At 66.0% G+C, this 15,903-nt stretch carries 13 protein-coding genes; 6 read left to right on the plus strand and 7 right to left on the minus strand.

The genetic code is table 11. From position 1 onward, the window contains the following. Nucleotides 1–5: 5 nt before the first annotated feature. The 3 genes from C5689_RS11090 to addB all read right to left on the minus strand — a co-directional run bounded on the left by C5689_RS11090 (nt 6) and on the right by addB (nt 6,919). Entirely contained in the window at nt 6–1,400 is a 1,395-nt protein-coding gene (locus C5689_RS11090; RefSeq protein WP_108917370.1) for an MFS transporter, read from the minus strand. A 414-nt stretch (nt 1,401–1,814) separates the two neighbouring features. Next, nucleotides 1,815–2,903, minus strand: a complete 1,089-nt coding sequence (locus C5689_RS11095; RefSeq protein ID WP_146188377.1) for a MerR family transcriptional regulator — start codon at nt 2,901–2,903, stop codon at nt 1,815–1,817. An 899-nt stretch (nt 2,904–3,802) separates the two neighbouring features. After that, a complete protein-coding gene (gene addB / locus C5689_RS11100; protein ID WP_108917339.1) occupies nt 3,803–6,919 on the minus strand; it encodes a double-strand break repair protein AddB in 3,117 nt (1,038 codons plus the stop codon). Nucleotides 6,920–7,104: 185 nt separating this feature from the next. Here addB and C5689_RS11105 point away from each other — a divergent pair, with 185 nt between their 5' ends. Together C5689_RS11105 and C5689_RS11110 are read left to right on the plus strand one after the other, a co-directional pair. Next, nucleotides 7,105–8,253 carry a sensor histidine kinase gene (locus tag C5689_RS11105; RefSeq protein ID WP_108917340.1) on the plus strand — a complete coding sequence of 383 codons (1,149 nt, stop codon included), beginning with the start codon at nt 7,105–7,107 and terminating at the stop codon, nt 8,251–8,253. Next, nucleotides 8,250–8,936 carry a response regulator transcription factor gene (locus C5689_RS11110; protein WP_108917341.1) on the plus strand — a complete coding sequence of 229 codons (687 nt, stop codon included), beginning with the start codon at nt 8,250–8,252 and terminating at the stop codon, nt 8,934–8,936. The genes C5689_RS11105 and C5689_RS11110 overlap by 4 nt, the downstream gene beginning before the upstream one ends. Here the strand turns inward: C5689_RS11110 and fabI are convergent. The 3 genes from fabI to fabA form a co-directional block, all read right to left on the minus strand. Further along, on the minus strand, nt 8,881–9,702 hold the full coding sequence (gene fabI / locus C5689_RS11115) for an enoyl-ACP reductase FabI (protein ID WP_108917342.1): 822 nt from the start codon (nt 9,700–9,702) through the stop codon (nt 8,881–8,883). The two genes, C5689_RS11110 and fabI, sit on opposite strands and share 56 nt — an antisense overlap. A gap of 21 nt (nt 9,703–9,723) precedes the next feature. Beyond that, the gene (gene fabB / locus C5689_RS11120) at nt 9,724–10,947 is read right to left on the minus strand and encodes a beta-ketoacyl-ACP synthase I (protein WP_108917343.1); all 1,224 of its coding nucleotides are present in this window, start codon (nt 10,945–10,947) and stop codon (nt 9,724–9,726) included. Between the two features lie 89 nt (nt 10,948–11,036). After that, nucleotides 11,037–11,552, minus strand: coding sequence for a 3-hydroxyacyl-[acyl-carrier-protein] dehydratase FabA (fabA, locus tag C5689_RS11125; protein WP_018267877.1), 516 nt, complete (start codon nt 11,550–11,552; stop codon nt 11,037–11,039). A gap of 216 nt (nt 11,553–11,768) precedes the next feature. Between fabA and irrA the strand changes: the two genes are divergently transcribed. Continuing rightward, a complete protein-coding gene (irrA, locus tag C5689_RS11130; RefSeq protein WP_280176408.1) occupies nt 11,769–12,200 on the plus strand; it encodes an iron response transcriptional regulator IrrA in 432 nt (143 codons plus the stop codon). A gap of 136 nt (nt 12,201–12,336) precedes the next feature. Here irrA and C5689_RS11135 read toward each other — a convergent pair whose 3' ends face one another. Then, nucleotides 12,337–12,873, minus strand: coding sequence for an SH3 domain-containing protein (locus tag C5689_RS11135; RefSeq protein WP_108917345.1), 537 nt, complete (start codon nt 12,871–12,873; stop codon nt 12,337–12,339). 242 nt (nt 12,874–13,115) lie between these two features. Between C5689_RS11135 and C5689_RS11140 the strand changes: the two genes are divergently transcribed. The 3 genes from C5689_RS11140 to C5689_RS11150 all read left to right on the plus strand — a co-directional run bounded on the left by C5689_RS11140 (nt 13,116) and on the right by C5689_RS11150 (nt 15,900). Then, nucleotides 13,116–14,111: a 2-hydroxyacid dehydrogenase gene (locus C5689_RS11140; RefSeq protein ID WP_108917346.1), complete on the plus strand. Its 996-nt coding sequence runs from the start codon at nt 13,116–13,118 to the stop codon at nt 14,109–14,111. Nucleotides 14,112–14,242: 131 nt separating this feature from the next. After that, nucleotides 14,243–14,704: an META domain-containing protein gene (locus tag C5689_RS11145; RefSeq protein ID WP_108917347.1), complete on the plus strand. Its 462-nt coding sequence runs from the start codon at nt 14,243–14,245 to the stop codon at nt 14,702–14,704. A 35-nt stretch (nt 14,705–14,739) separates the two neighbouring features. Next, nucleotides 14,740–15,900 (plus strand): AAA family ATPase, encoded by a 1,161-nt coding sequence (locus C5689_RS11150; protein ID WP_108917348.1) that lies wholly within the window; start codon nt 14,740–14,742, stop codon nt 15,898–15,900. Nucleotides 15,901–15,903 lie beyond the last annotated feature (3 nt).

Below are 15,903 nucleotides of genomic sequence, written 5' to 3' on the forward strand. Positions count from 1 at the left end.
AGCGTTTACGGCGATGTCTTCTCGATATTCTCGGCCACCACATCGTCGATCATGCTGTCGAGATCGGTCGCCTTCGTCTCCTTGGTGAAGAGGAGCGCGACGATTGTCGAGGCGCCGAGCACAGCGAGATAGAGGCCGACCGATTCCGCTCCGTAATTTTGCGCGATCCATGTCGCCACGAAGGGCGTCAGCGCCGCGCCGAGTATGGAGGCGAGATTATAGGAGACGCCCGAGCCCGTATAGCGCGTGTTGGTTGGGAAAAGCTCCGGCAATATGGCCGACATCGGCCCGAAGGTGAGGCCCATCAGCGACATGCCTGTGCTGAGGAAAACCAATATGAGCCCGCGATTGGCGCCCTCGCCGGTTCCGATCAGCTCCTTGGAGAGGAAGAAGCGGAAGGAGAGGCCGAACAGCACGATTGCCGCCGTCACGATCAGCAGCAGCTTGCGGCGCCCGATCCTGTCGGCGAGATGCCCAGAGACGGGGATGAAGCCGGCGAAGAACAGCACGGATATGAGCTGCAGCACGAGAAAATCGCGATAGCCTATGCCGAGATTGCCGAGCGCGACCTTGCCTATGCCATAGGATAAAATCCACGTCGTCATCAGATAGAAGAGACCATAGGTCGCGACCATGATGAAAGTGCCGAGCAGGAGCTCTTTCGCATTGTTGCGAAACACATGGGCGAGCGGCGATTTCAATTTCTCGCCGCGCTCCAAGGCGCGGGCGAAGACCGGCGTCTCATGCAGCTTCAAGCGCACATAGAGGCCGAGTGTGACCAGCAGAATGGAGAGCAGAAAGGGCAGCCGCCAGCCCCAGGCGAGGAAATGCTCATCCGGCGTCGCGCGCGTGGAATCGAAAGCGAAGAGAATGGTGAGCGTCAGAAAGAATCCATTGGCGAGAATGAATCCGAAAGGCGCGCCGAGCTGCGGCCACATCGCCGCCCAGGCGCGCTTGCCCTTATCGGCGGTCTCGGTGGCGAGCAGGGCCGCGCCCGACCATTCGCCGCCGAGGCCGACGCCCTGGCTGAAGCGGAAAATGGTGAGCAGGACCGGCGCGAACAGGCCGATCTGATGATAGGTGGGCAGAAGGCCGATGGCGAAAGTGGCGAGGCCCATCAGCAGCAGCGAGCCGACCAGCGTCGCTTTTCGCCCGACGCGATCGCCGAAATGGCCGAAGAGCACGGAGCCGATCGGCCGCGCGACAAAGGCGACGCCGAATGTCGCCATGGAGGCGAGCAGCGCCGCGCTGCCCGCGCCGGCCGGGAAGAACAAGAGCGGAAACACCGACACGGCGGCGGTGGCGTAGATGTAGAAGTCGAAGAATTCGATCGTCGTGCCGACGAGGCTCGCGAAGATGATGCGATTTCTGTAGCTTTTATCCGACCCTTCGAGAGCCATTTCAAATTCCTCGCCCATGTCCGAATGCGGCGCGTCGATCCGGCGTTTGCGAGGATCGAAGGCCGTTTCGGGAAACCATACAAGAAATGTAGTTTGACCGCTATCGACGGCGGTCGCCGCCCCTAGCTCCGATCTTTTGCTTAGCGAGACGTGAATGCTCGGCCGCACGGCGTCGTCCCGAAGCGGGAAGAATGGCACGAGAGGTGGACAAAGCCCGTCCGAATCGGGGGCGGCGGAAACGGGCGGCCGATTCCTTGCCGAAGCGTCAATCAGCGTGGTGAACGCTTCGTAAACGCCGCGTCTGGGCGCTCACGCCGCTCTCGCCATGGTCGAGGCGACCGTCGCTCGCCTCTACACGCCGCCATCATCGCGCCGCTCACTCACCGTGGCGGCGCGGCCTGCTGCGAGGGCCTCTCAGGGCAGCGTGCGGAAGAAAAGGCCCCTGACCCTGCCGTCGGGCGCGAGGTCGATGCGCCATTCGGTCTCGCTTTTTTCGAATTGCGCGCGATAGACGTCCCAGCCGTCCACGCCGACGCCGACGAAGCGAATGTCCTTCAACTCACCTTTGGCCGAGAGCTCCTCCGCGATCGCCTCGGCTCGCTCTCGCGCCAATGTGGCGAGCGGCTCCGTCATGCGCGTGGACTCGACCTCTCCGCACCGCGCTTCGTCGATCGTTCGGCGGATCGCCTCTTCGCTGTCCGGCTGCGGCCGATTTTCGCGGATTCTGCGCGCCAGCTCCTCCTCTGCGCGTCGGGCCTCCGTTTCGTCGATCCGCCGCGCGACCAATTCGACGCCGTTCTGATGGATCGTCAGCGCATTCGCTGTTTGGTCGCGGTCTACGGAAAAGACGAGCTGAGCCGGGACGACCTTCAGAAAGAACTCGGTCTCGCTCTCTGGAAAAATTTCATAGGCAGCCTGCCCGGTCACTTGACTGAAAAGCCGGTCATCGTTGCGCGTGATCGTGATCCCGCCCCTGATGGCGTCGAATTGGTAGGCGCCGACGTAGCGATCGTAGAGTTCTGGATCTATGGGCGTCATCTTGCGTGGACGCGCCTGCTCGTAGCGGCGCTGCGCGATCAGGTCGAGCGATGTCTGCGTCATGGTCGTCTCCTTTGCGAGCGTTATGAGTTCGTCGAGCGAGAGCGTCCCGCCCGTGGAAAGTTTCGTTCGGGCGGCGCCGACGAGCGCCAGCTTCTCGCCGATGCGCTGGCGTTGTTCGGTGAGCGCCGACTGTTGCATTCCCAGAGTGCGGTCGAGATCGATTGCGCGGCCCTCGAGCAGCGCGGCGATGCGGGAGAGGCTGAGGCCGAAGCGCTTTAGAGCGAGCACCTCGTGAAGGCGGGCGATCTCTTTTTCCCCGTACAGCCTCCAGCCCTTCGCCGAACGGGTCGGCGTCAGCAGGCCGCGCTGCTCATAGGTTCTGAGGCCGCGAACCGTGACGCCGATGCGTTCTGCGCACTCCGCCGCGGTCAGCAACATATCCTTGCGTCTCGACTCTCTCACCGGACGAGCCCTCCTGTTCCTCAGGGTCTAATCTATGACCCAAGGGACGGCGCAAGCGTCATTTCGCGACCTCGGAAGCGACGCGGTGCGAGGCCCCGTGTCTGGCGTCGCCGCCGCGCGCAAGGCGCGGGATGTCGCGTCGATAGGCTCAGCGAAAAGTGAATGCGGCGCCGCTTCCGCCGTCTCGAAAGTGGAATTGCAGCACGAGAGGTGGACAAACCCTGTCCGAATCGGGGGCGTCGAAAATCGGCCGTCGATTCCTTGCCGAAGCGTCAATCATCATGGTGAACGCTTCGTAAATGCGGTGGCTTCGCGGCTCGTCGCGTCAGCGCCTTCACAGGCTTAGCGAGTGGTGAATCGTCGGCCTCCTCGCTCCGTCCCGAAAGTGGAATTGCGGCACGAGAGGCGCACAAACCCTGTCCGAATCGGGGGCGCCGAAAATGGGCCGTCGATTCCTTGCCGAAGCGTCAATCATCATGGTGAAGGCTTCGTAAATGCGGTGTCTTCGCGTCTCGGCGCATCACCGCCTTCATAGGCTTAGCGAGTGGTGAATTGTCGGCCTCTTCGCGCCGTCCCGAAAGTGGAATTGCGGTACGAGACGCGCACAAACCCTGTCCGAATCGGGAGCGTCGAAAATAGGCTGTCGATTCCTTGCCGAAGCGTCAATCTTCATGGCGAAGGCTTCGTAAACGCGGTGTCTTCGCGGCTCGGCGCGTCGTCGCCTTCACAGGCTTAGCGAGTGGTGAATCGTCGGCCTCTTCGCGCGGTCCCGAAAGTGGAATTGCGGCACGAGACGGGCACAAACCCCGTCCGAATCGGGAGCGTCGAAAATCGGCGGCCGATTCCTTGCCGAAGCCTCGAGGAACATGATGAACGCTTCGTGACTTCGCGGTGAAGCGTCACTCCTCGCCGCCGCCGCCCTCGCGCGACCATTCCTTCACCCGTGCGAGATGGTCGTAGTCGCTGTAGCGCGAGGCGAACTCCACCCATGGCCGCGAGGGATAGGGCGTGTCGGCGAGACGAAACTGATTCAGCAGCACGAAGAGATTGGCGCGATGCTCGGCGACGACGTCGCCGAAACTCTTGTCCTTGAATTTCAGCCATTGCGTCTCGCCGCCGGTCTTGCTGCCGAGCCGCACATAGGCGGCGCCGGCGACGTGCGGCGCGCCGATGGATTCGAAGGCGCCGGCCTCGATCATCGCCGCCTCCAATGTCAGCTGCGGCGAGAAGCCCGCGCCGACTTGTGATGCGGTCGGCGGATTGCCGGTCTTGTAATCGAAGACGAAAGCTTCGCCGCTCGCGTCCACCTCTATGCGATCGGCGACGCAGGAGAGGGTGAAGACGCTGCCGTCGGCGAGCGTCAGCTTCCATCCGGCGCCTTTCTCGATGAAAATCTCGCGCGCCTGCTCGCGGCGTTCACGCTCGAAAGCGAGCGCATGATCGAGGCCGGCCTCTATGCGCGGCCAATCGAAGGCGATGAAGGACGGATCGTCCAAGAACTCGCCGAGCTCCTCGCGCGCGATATCGACGAGCAGCGCGCGCGCGTCTTCCGGAAGCGGGCCTTTGGGATGCGCCTCCTGGAATTTCGCCAGCGCGGCGTGAACGGCGACGCCGATCTCGCGGGCGCCCTTGAGCGCGCCGAGCGGCGGCAAGGGCGGCAGACGCAGAATATATTCGGCGAAGATGGAATAGGGATCGCGGCGCAATTTTTCGACGCGCGTGACGCTGAGCCGCGTCGGCCGCAGCTCCACGGGCGGGCGCGGCAGCGGGCGAGATATGGCGCGAATCTCCTGCGGGCGATCCAGCGCGGCGGCGAGCGCGCATTTTTCATCGCCGCGCGCCTTGCAGGCGGCAAAGGCCTCGCCGGAAAGCGCCGCCAATCGCGCGATCAGGCGCGAGACGACGGTCGGCGCGCCGTCGCGCTTTTTCGCGCGGCTGACGACGACTTCCGCCGCGCCGAAGGCCATGGAGAAGTCATGCGCCGTCTGGCCGATGCGGCGCTCCGGCGGCGAGAGGCCCAATTGCCGGCGCATGGCGCGATTGAGAAAGGCGCCGGATTCGGCCTGTGGCGGCCAGATCGTCTCGTCGAGCCCGGCGAGCAGCGCGAGATCGGCGTCGAGCAGGCGCGCTTCCAGCAGGCCGAGAATTTTGAGACGCGGATGCGCGCGGCGCGGGCTGGGCGCGCTCATCTCGAAGGCGAGGCGATCGAAGAAGGAGGCGTAGCCGGCGGCGTCGAAGACGAGCGCGCTGCCTGCGGCCTCGAGCGCGTCGAAGAGCTGCAGCAATTGCTCGACGCCCTCGCCCGCGGGCTCCTTGTTGGCGATTTTCTCCAACGCCAGCGCATGGGCGCGTGCCCGCTCGCCGAGGCGCGCCTCCGGCGTGAGCGCGCCGAGAGGCGAAAGCGCTTCGTCGAGGCGGGCGAGCAGATCTTCGATCGCGCGCCAATCCTCCTCGCAAATACGTTTCAGCGCCGGATGGGCGTGCGTCTCTTCGGCGAGCCGGCGCGCCGGCGCGGCCATGGCGGCGAAGGAGCCGCCGCTCTCGACATTGCGCAGCACGGCGATCTCGACCAGCGGGGCGAGGCGCTCGATCTCCGCACGCTCGAGGCCAAGGCGCGTCAGCGGATGGGCGAGAAGCGCGGCTGCGTCGATGGCCGAGGCGCCGTCCTCCGCCGTGGCGGCGACGAGCCGGGCCAGCGCGCCGATCGGCGTCGCGCCGAGCGGGCGGCCGGCCGAATCGTCGACCTCGACTCCCCAGCGCGCCAGCTCGGCGCAGACGCGGCGGGCGATGTCGCGATCGGGCGTGATGAGCGCCGCCGTGCGGCCCGGCGTCTCCAGCGCTTCGCGCATGGAAAGGGCGAGGGCCAGCGCCTCCTCACGCTCGTCCGCCGCCTCGATGAAGGAGACGCCGGCGAGCGCATTCGCGAAGCCCTCGGCCGCGGCGGCGCGGAAGTCGCGCCAATAATCGGTGCAATCGGCAGGGAGCAGCGCCTCGGCCAGCAGCCGCGTCCGCGCTTGCAGCACGGGCGGAGCGGAGCCGAGGGGGCGGACTTCCTCGCGCGTGACGCCCAGGGTGGATAGGAGGCGCTTCAGCAAAGTCTGCGGATGGGTGAAGCTCGGCTCCTCACGCTCATTCTCGCCATCGTCGCCGACGCGGCGCCAGGCGGCCTCGTTTAGCTCGAGATCGAGGCCGGGCAGGATCACCGCGCCGCGCTCCATTCGCGCGATCGCCGCCAAAAGGCGCGCCGTCGCCGGATGCGCGCCGGTGGAGCCGAGCGCGATCACCGGGCCGCGCGCGCCGCCGCGCTCGAGATGCGCGATCTGCGCCTCGATCAGCGCCGTCTGACGCGCGGCGCGGTCGATGAGGCCGCAGCCGGAGAGAATATTCGGCCAATCCTCGAGCGCGATTTTCAGAAAATTGGCGGTGATCGCGAAGAAGCGGTCATAGGCCTCCTCCGCGAGGCCGGCGAGCGCGCCGGCGCCGAGCTTCTCGATCGCGAATTCGTCGATGAGCCGCGCCAGCTCGCCGGAGAGCGCATAGGCGCTGGTGGGGGAGGGGGCGATCAGCAGCATTTCGCGCGGGTCGTGCTCGACAGCGCCGGTCGGGTCGATGGAGACGATGGCGTGGCGCAGCGCGCGCGCCCATTGCAGCACCAGCTCGGCCAGAATCAGCCGGCGGTCGAGCTCTTCGATCGCCGGCGCCAGCGCCAGCTCCAGCGTCGCCTCGCTGGAATCGAGATCGGCGTGGAACAGCGCCGAGGCCTCCTGCTCGTCGAGATCGCCGAGCGGCAATATGCGCGGCAGCAACGCCGCCGGCGCCTCGATCGCGGTGGAGAATTGCGCCGCCAGCGCCCGCGCGGCGCGCTGAGTCGGCACATAGATCGTGGTGGCGGCCAGAGCCAGCGGGCCGCTCTCGCGCGAGAGGCCGGGGATGATCGCGCCATCCAGCAGCGCTCGCGTGAAGGCGCCGAGAAAGGAGGCGCCGGAGGCTATGGAAAATACGTAGCGAGACGCCATTTTTTTCTCGGCGGGTGGAAAGAAAGCATAAGCTGAGCAATTCACATCTGAATTCTGTGCATTGCGCGTGATTGCGGAATTGAAACCCGCTGGCAGAGGAGAATACTCCGGGGCGGCGACCGTGGCGATGGTTTGGCGGTGCGCCGGCTTTTTCGAGAGCGAATAGGTTTCGAGGGAACTCGCCGATGGACCGATCGTCGAGCGATTCGCACGCCGAGCTCCGAGAGACTTCTGCGACGACGCGGCCTTCCCGCCGCGCCGCGGGGGGCGGGGACGATTTGCGCCACGCCGAGGCGGCGCGGCTGGAGGCCGTCCTCGCATGTCTGTCGGACGCTGTCTTGTCGATCGACGACAAGGGCGTGGTGGTCGGCGTCAATGGCGCCGCGGGCGCGCTGTTTCGCTGCTCCGCCGAGACGCTGCTCGGCCGGGAGGCGGCGCATTTGTTGCCTGGAAGCGGTCTCGCGGCGGGGGAGCGGCGATCGGACGGTCTCGCTCTGCGCCCCGATGGCTCGACCTTCCCCATTTCCCTCGCCGTCAATGAGACGCGCGGCGCCGTCCGCCAGCGCATCGCCGTCATTCGCGATCTCACCGAGGAGCGCGCCGCCGAGGCGCTGCTCTGCGAGCTGCGTTCGGAGCTCGCCTATGCCGGGCGGCTCGCCGCAATGGGCGAGCTGGCCGCCGCGCTGGCGCATGAGATCAACCAACCCTTTTCCGCCATCGCCACCTATGTCCGCACCGCGCGTTGGCTGCTGCAGCGCAAGCCCAAGCAGAGCGGCGAGGTCGAAGATATTCTCGACAAGGCCGGGGCGCAGGCGATGCGCGCCGGCGATATCGTGCGCCGCTTGCGCGAGTTCGTCACGCGCGGCGAATCGGTGAAGACGGTGCAGAGCCTCAGCGCTCTGGTCGAGGAGGCGAAATCGCTGGGCGTCGCCAGCGCGCGCCAGGTCGGCGCGCAGATCAGCGTCGCCGCCAAGGCCGAGAATGACGAGGTTCTCGCCGATCGCGTGCAGATCCAGCAGGTCATCGTCAATCTCATGCGCAACGCCGTCGAGGCGATGGATGGCGCGCCGCGGCGCGAGCTGTCGCTCTCCACCTCCGCCGCCGACGGCTATGCGCGGCTCGACGTGGCCGACACGGGCCATGGTCTGAAGGACGGCGCCGGCGCGCTGTTTCAGCCCTTCCGCAGCAGCAAGGCGAGCGGAATGGGCATAGGGCTTTCGATTTCCCGCTCGATTGTCGAGGCGCATGGCGGACGCATTTGGGCCGAGCCCAATCCGCGCGGCGGCGCGATTTTCAGCTTCACACTTCCTCTCGCGGAAAGGGCCAGCCTATGAGACCAGCGCCGCTCGTGCACCTCGTGGACGATGATCCGGCGATCCGCGACGCGCTGACGCTGATGTTCCGCTCGCGCGGCTTTCGCCCGCGCGCCTATCGCGCGGCGGAGGAATGTCTCGCCGAAGCGGGGCCGAAGACATCGGGCTGCATCGTCGCCGATATGCGGCTGCCGGACATGACCGGCGTCGAGCTGACGCGGCGGCTGCGCGCCTCCGGGGCGACGCCTCCCGTCGTCATCATCACGGCTTGCGCCGGCGCCTCTCTCGCGGTGGAGGCGATGGCGGCCGGCGCCAGCGATCTGTTGGAAAAGCCCTTCGACGACGAGGCGCTGCTCGCCTCCGTGCGGCGCGCGCTGGCGGCGCGGCGCGGCGAGGGCGACATCGACGCCGAGACTCGCGCCGCGCTCGCGCGCTTCGGCGAGCTGAGCGAGGATGAGCGGCGCGTGCTGGCCGGCGTCGCCAAAGGCCGGCCGAGCCGCGACATAGCGGAAGGGCTCGGCCTCGAATTGCGCGCGGTGGAGCTGCACCGCGCCAATATCATGGCCAAGGCCAATATCGGCACGCTGGTCGAGCTGGCGCGGCTCTCGGTGATCGCCGCCAGCGTCAAGGCGAGCGAAGGACGCGAGCCTAATCCGCCGATGCGGCGCCGCCGTTCAAATCTTCGGGGCGCGGCTGCAGCATGATGTTGTAGCCGGCGTCGACGACGTGAATCTCGCCGGTCACGCCGCCCGACAGCTCCGACAGGAAATAGAGCGCCGAGCCGCCGATCTCGTCCAGCGTGATCATGCGGCGCAGCGGCGCATGGGCCTTTTGAAATGCGCCCATCGCGCGCGCGCCGGTGATGCCGGCGCCCGCCATGGTGCGGACAGGTCCGGGCGAGATGGCGTTCACGCGGATGCCGCGCGCGCCATAATCGGCCGCGAGATAGCGCACGGAGGAATCGAGCGCCGCCTTGGCGACGCCCATGACGTTATAATTTGGCATCACATGCGTGCCGCCGCCGAAGGAGACGGTGAGCATGGTCCCGCCATTCTTCATCATCGCCGCGGCGCGTTTCGCCGCCTCGGTGAAGGAGAAGCAGGAGATGACCATGGTGCGGATGAAATTCTCGCGCGATGTGTCCGCGTAGAGGCCTTTCAGCTCGCTTTTGTCGGAATAGGCGAGCGAATGGACCAGAAAATCCAGCTCGCCCCACTCCTCCTGCAGCCGCGCGAAGACGGAATCGAGGGACGCGATATCGTCCACATCGCAGGGGATCACCAGATTGGAGCCGAGCTCCTCGGCGATCGGGCGGACGCGCTTGCCGAGCGCCTCGCCCTGATAGGTGAAGGCGAGCGAGGCCCCATGCCGCGCCAGCGCTCGCGCTATGCCATAGGCGATGGAATGATCATTCGCGACTCCCATGACAAGGCCGCGTTTGCCCTGCATGAGGCCCGTTGAAACCGTCATCTTTGATTGGTCCTATTCTCGTCAGGCGTCGGGGTGCTTGAACACCAGCGACGCATTGGTGCCGCCGAAACCGAAGGAGTTGGAGAGCACGGCGCGCAGAGCGACATTGTCGCGCCGCTCGCGCAGGATCGGCATATCGGCGAATTCGGGATCGAGCTCCTCGATATTGGCGCTCTCGCAGATGAAGCCGTTCTGCATCATCAGCAGCGAATAGATCGCCTCCTGCACGCCTGTCGCGCCGAGCGAATGGCCGGTCAGCGATTTCGTCGCCGAGATCGGCGGGCATTTGTCGCCGCGGCCGAAGACCTCGCGGATCGCCTCGATTTCTTTCTGATCGCCGACCGGAGTCGAGGTGGCGTGTGGATTGATGTAGTCGATGGGCGTCTTCACGCCGGCGAGCGCCTGGCGCATGCAACGCATCGCGCCTTCGCCGGAAGGGGCGACCATGTCATGGCCGTCCGAGGTCGCGCCATAGCCGGCGATCTCGGCGTAGATTTTCGCGCCGCGCGCCTTGGCCCGCTCATATTCCTCCAGCACCAGCACGCCCGCGCCGCCGGCGATGACGAAGCCGTCGCGATTCTTGTCATAGGCGCGCGAGGCCGTGGCCGGGCGGTCGTTGAAGGAGGAGGACATGGCGCCCATGGCGTCGAACAGAACGGAGAGCTCCCATTCGAGCTCCTCGCAGCCGCCGGCGAACATAATGTCCTGCTTGCCCCATTGGATCATCTCATAGGCGTTGCCGACGCAATGATTCGACGTCGCGCAGGCCGAGGAGATGGAATAGTTCACGCCCTTGATCTTGAACCAGGTGGCGAGCGTCGCCGAGGCGGTGGAGGACATGGCCTTGGGCACGGCGAAGGGGCCGACCTTCTTGGGTCCCTTGGTGCGGGCGATATCGGCGGATTCGACCACCACTTTGGTCGAAGGGCCGCCCGAGCCCATGACGATGCCGGTGCGCTCATTGGAGATTTCGTCCGGCGCGAGGCCGGAGTCGAGAATCGCCTGATCCATGGCGACATGATTCCAGGCCGTGCCCATGGCGTGGAAGCGCATGGCTCTCCGGTCGAGGAGGGTGGACGGGTCGAGAGTCGGCGCGCCATGCACCTGGCAGCGGAAGCCGAGCTCGGCATATTTGTCCGCCTTGACGATGCCCGACTTCGCCTCATGCAGAGAGGCGACGACTTCCTGCGTATTGTTGCCGATGGACGAAACGACGCCCATGCCGGTCACGACCACTCTTCTCATGTCCAAACTCCCTCGCGCCGGCGGGCTCGGTCGTCCCGTCTGGTTATGGCGGCGTCTCGCGCGCCCTCGATCGGCGTTCCGTCAGGCCGTCACGCGGCTTCGGGCTTGGCGAGACCGACCTTCAGGTCTTTCGCTTCGTAAATACGTTCGCCGTCCACCTCCACCCAGCCATCGGCGATGCCGAGGACGAGCTTGGATTTGAACACGCGCTTGAAATCGACGCCGTAGCGGACGAGCTTATTGTGCGGCCGCACCTGGCCGCTGAATTTCACCTCGCCGACGCCGAGCGCCATGCCGCGGCCGGGCAGATCCAGCCAGCCCAGAAAAAAGCCGGTGAGCTGCCACAGCGAATCGACGCCCAGGCACCCTGGCATCACCGGATTGCCCTTGAAATGACAGTCGAAGAACCAGAGGCTCGGATTAATGTCCAACTCGGCGCGCACATAGCCTTTGCCATGCGCGCCGCCCTCTTCGAAAATTTCTGTGATTCGGTCGAACATGAGCATGGGCGGCAGCGGAAGCTGCGCATTGCCGGGACCGAACAGCTCCTCCCGCGCGCAGGCGAGCAGATCCTCATATCCGAATGACGAGCGCCGTTCGCTCATGATGTTCCTTTTTGCGTCTTCGACGTGACGATTCCCGGTCGCGCCGCCGGCCGGAAGCCGCATTCGTTAACATAGGCGCCGGCCGGGTCAAAGGGGGCGAGCGGCTCGTTATGCGCCGGCGAGGAAAAAGTTGTCTCTATGCCCGAGCTTCCCTATTGTAAGCGAAGAGACACATTGCCGGGCGGGAATGAGAGGCGAATGACGGTCGAGCGAGCCATGGTCGATGCGACGGAGCGGGTCGACGCCATGCGGCGGCTGCGCAGCCGGCTGATGGCCGCCGGAATGCGGCCGACGCGCCAGCGCGTCGCGCTGGGCGGCCTGCTGTTCGGCAAGGGCGACCGCCATGTGACCGCCGAAAAGCTGTTCGAGGAGGCGCTGGCCGCCGATCTGCCGGTCTCGCTCGCCACCGTCTACAACACATTGCATCAATTCACCGATGTCGGCCTCTTGCGCGAGATCGCGGTCGATGGCGCGCGCATCTATTTCGACACCAATGTGTCGGAGCATCATCATTTTCTGCTCGACGGCGAAGGGCTGGTCGACATTCCCGGCGCCCATGTCGACGTCGCCAGCCTGCCGGCCCCGCCGGCGGGCATGAGGATCGCCCGAGTCGATGTGGTGGTCCGCCTGTGCAAGGACGAGGACTGAGGATCCGAGGGCGCTTCACCCTCCCCTCGAGGGTCGGACGGTGAATCCGTCCGGGGTGGAGTGAGCCCGAAGACTTGGAGCGTGGCCCGAAGACTTGGGGCGCGGCACCCTCCTCCCGAGCGCCTTCGGCGCTCGATCACTCGATCTTCTCCCCCGGATAGACGCCCCACAGGCCCTCCTGCTTCACATAGGCGTCGAAGCCCTCGCCCGAGACTCGGCACCAGGAGCCGTCGCAGCGGCGCAGGCTGGCGACGACGCCGGGCGAGAGTTTCGCCACCGGCGTCGTTCTATCGCTGGCGTAGGCGAGGATCGGCTCCTTCTTCCAGGGCGCGACGAGGGCGGTGCGGCGGCCCGAGAGCAGCGAATGCAGCACCCAGCCCTCGGTTCCCTCCGAATCGCGAATTTTCCGCCAAATCTCGAATTCCGCGGTGATTTCAACCGGAAGGCCGGCGCGCTCGAACACCCAGAGCGTCGGGTGCTCCTTGCTCGGGCCCTCGTGCAGATTGACGCGGTCCGATTTGAGGCTGACATAACGCGGCAGCGGCAGGCCGGACGCCGAGCCGGTCTGCTGCTGCGCGCCGGCCTTCGCCGCCGCGCCGACGAGCAGTGCGACGATAATGAAACGGACCGCGGCGGCCGCGCATCTTCGGCTCGGAAGGGGCTTTTCGTCCATTTCTACTCTTCTCCCCGAAGACGCCTCTCGCAGCTGCGAACGACGCCTCGTCTTGTCTTTGTCCCGCCATCTGCTAGGAAGTTCGATAGGAAAGGGGCGTGGGCGGCGAAAACGCTCTTTTCATCCATCGTCGTTAAGACATGGTTGAAGAGACGCAAAGCCGCCCCGAGGCGCGATCGGCGGAACGGCTCCCTCGGGCGCCGGACAGATCGGTCGAGCCAGGCGGGAGGACGAAGGGGAAGATGGCGAAAAAGAAGCCGCTCGTCGTGGTGACACGTCGGCTCCCCGAGGTGATCGAAACCCGCATGTGCGAGCTGTTCGACACGCGCCTCAATGTGAGCGACCGGCCGGCGACCCATGAGGAGCTCGTCGAGGCCGTCCGCACCGCGGATGTGCTGGTGCCGACGATCACCGACCGCATCGATTCCGGCCTCATCGGCCAGGCCGGCGACCAGTTGAAGCTCATCGCCAATTTCGGCAATGGCGTCGACCATATCGACGTCGCCTCGGCGCTGCGCCGCTCGATCACCGTCACCAATACGCCGGGCGTCCTCACCGAAGACACGGCCGATCTCACAATGGGCCTCATCCTGGCCGTGGCGCGCCGCATCGTCGAGGGCGCCCGCACGATACCGGACGGCTCCTGGGGCGGCTGGTCGCCCACTTGGATGCTCGGCCATCGCATCACCGGCAAGCGCCTCGGCATCGTCGGGATGGGCCGCATCGGTCAGGCGCTGGCGCGACGGGCCAGCGCATTCGGCCTTTCCATCCACTATCACAACCGCCGCCGCCTGCCGGCCGAGATCGAGGATCAGCTCGAGGCGACCTATTGGGAATCGCTCGACCAGATGCTGGCCCGCATCGACATTCTGTCGATCCACTGCCCGCATACGCCGGCGACCTATCATCTGCTCTCCGCCCGCAGGCTCAAGCAGCTGCGCCCGCACGCCATCATCGTGAACACCGCCCGCGGCGAGATCGTGGACGAGAATGCGCTGATCCGAATGCTGGAGGCGGACGAGATTTCCGGCGCGGGCCTCGACGTCTTCGAGCATGAGCCGGCCGTCTCGCCCAAGCTCGTCAAGCTCGCCAAGGCGGGCAAGGTGACGCTGCTGCCGCATATGGGCTCGGCCACCAATGAGGGCCGCGTCGACATGGGTGAGAAGGTCATCATCAACATCAAGACCTTCATGGACGGGCACCGCCCGCCCGATCGCGTTCTGCCCAGCATGTTGTGAGGGCGCGTTTCCGCATCTCGCTCGCGCGCGTCGGAGATTTCCGGCGCTTTTCCGTTCGGAAAAAAACCACAAGACGCGCGCCATTCTCCTGAAGCGATTCGCGAAGGATCGTTCTCGAAAAGGATCGAAGGATGAGACGAATTCTGACCGCGCTTCTGGTCGGCCTCGCCGCCTGCGGCCCCGCGCTGGCCAAGGGCAAGCCGGCGCAAAAGGAGAAGGAGCAGCAGGAGGCGACGGCGCAGGAGTCGCCGCCGAACTACAAGCCCTTCCCGCATAATTATATTTTCAATCTCAAGGACATAAACGGCAAGGCTCCGCCCGCCGACATTTGGATTCGCATCGACACGACGATGCGCGGCTCGGGCTTTTCCGGCTGCAAGTCATGGTCCGGCGTTTTCGTGGTCGGCGGCAATCGGCTCGGCCCCAAGGCCATGCCCGCCGTCGCCGACGCCAAATGCGATCCCGCATTGCAGGCGATCGAGCGCGATTTCTGGCAGGTGATGCTCTCCGGCCCCTATTGGGACACGCAGGGCTCGGACCTCATCCTCAAGGGCGCCAAGGGCGGCGTGCTGCGCTTCACCCGTTCGCTCTGATCCGTTCGGGGCTCGAGCCCGGCGAGGATCGCGCAATGCTCGAGGTTCTCGCGGTCTCCGGCTATCGCTCGCTGCGGGAGCTGATCCTCCCGCTCGCGCAGATCAATGTCGTGACGGGCGCTAACGGCAGCGGAAAATCCAGCCTCTATCGCGCTCTGCGCCTTCTCGCCGACACCGCCCGCGGACGGCTGGTGAGCTCGCTCGCGCGGGAGGGCGGCATTCAGTCCACCCTCTGGGCCGGGCCGGAGCAGATCGGCCGGGCCGTGCGCGCCGGCCGCTATCCGGTGCAAGGCGTGGTGCGCAAGGGGCCGGTGCAATTGCGGCTCGGCTTCGGCGCCCGCGATCTCTCCTACGCCGTCGATCTCGGCTTTCCGTCGCCCGGTCTCGGCGTCGCCTTTCTGCTCGATCCGGCGATCAAGCGCGAATGCGTCTGGACCGGGCCTTTGTTCCGCCCTTCCGCTTTGCTCGCCGATCGCCATGGCCCGGGGCTGCGCGCCATGGACGACAGTGGAACCTGGCGCGTGATTCCGACGCCGATCGCGGATTTCGAGAGCATGATGACGGAATTCTCCGATCCGCGCGCCGCGCCGGAGATGATTTCCGTGCGCCGAAAGCTGCAGTCCTGGCGCTTCTATGATTGTCTGCGCACGGATGTGGAGGCGCCCTGCCGAAGACCGCAGGTCGGCACGCATACGCCCATCCTCGCCGACGACGGCGCGGACATCGCCGCCGCGTTGCAGACCATTCTCGAGATCGGCGACGCCGAAGGGCTCGCGCGGGCCGTGGACGACGCTTTTCCCGGCGCCGCCATAGAGATTGAAACGCGCGACGGCTGGTTCGAGCTCGCCATGCGCCAGCACGGGCTGCTGCGGCCGTTGAAAGCGGCGGAACTCTCCGACGGGACCTTGCGCTATCTGATGCTGATCGCCGCGCTGCTGACGCCGCGTCCGCCGGAGCTGCTGGCGTTGGACGAGCCCGAGGCGAGCCTGCATCCCGATCTCATTCCCGCTCTGGCGCGGCTCATCGCCGCCGCGGCGCAGAAGTCGCAGATCGTCGTGGTGACGCATTGCCGCGAGCTGGCCGATCTGCTCGTCAGCGAGCCGGAGTCGCGCGCGATCGAGCTGACCAAGGATTTCGGCGAAACGCGCCTCGCCGGCGAGACCTTCCGGCCGCGCTGGGAATGGCCGAAGCGTTGACGC

This window comes from Methylosinus sporium, from assembly GCF_003113265.1.
Taxonomy (GTDB): domain Bacteria; phylum Pseudomonadota; class Alphaproteobacteria; order Rhizobiales; family Beijerinckiaceae; genus Methylosinus; species Methylosinus sporium.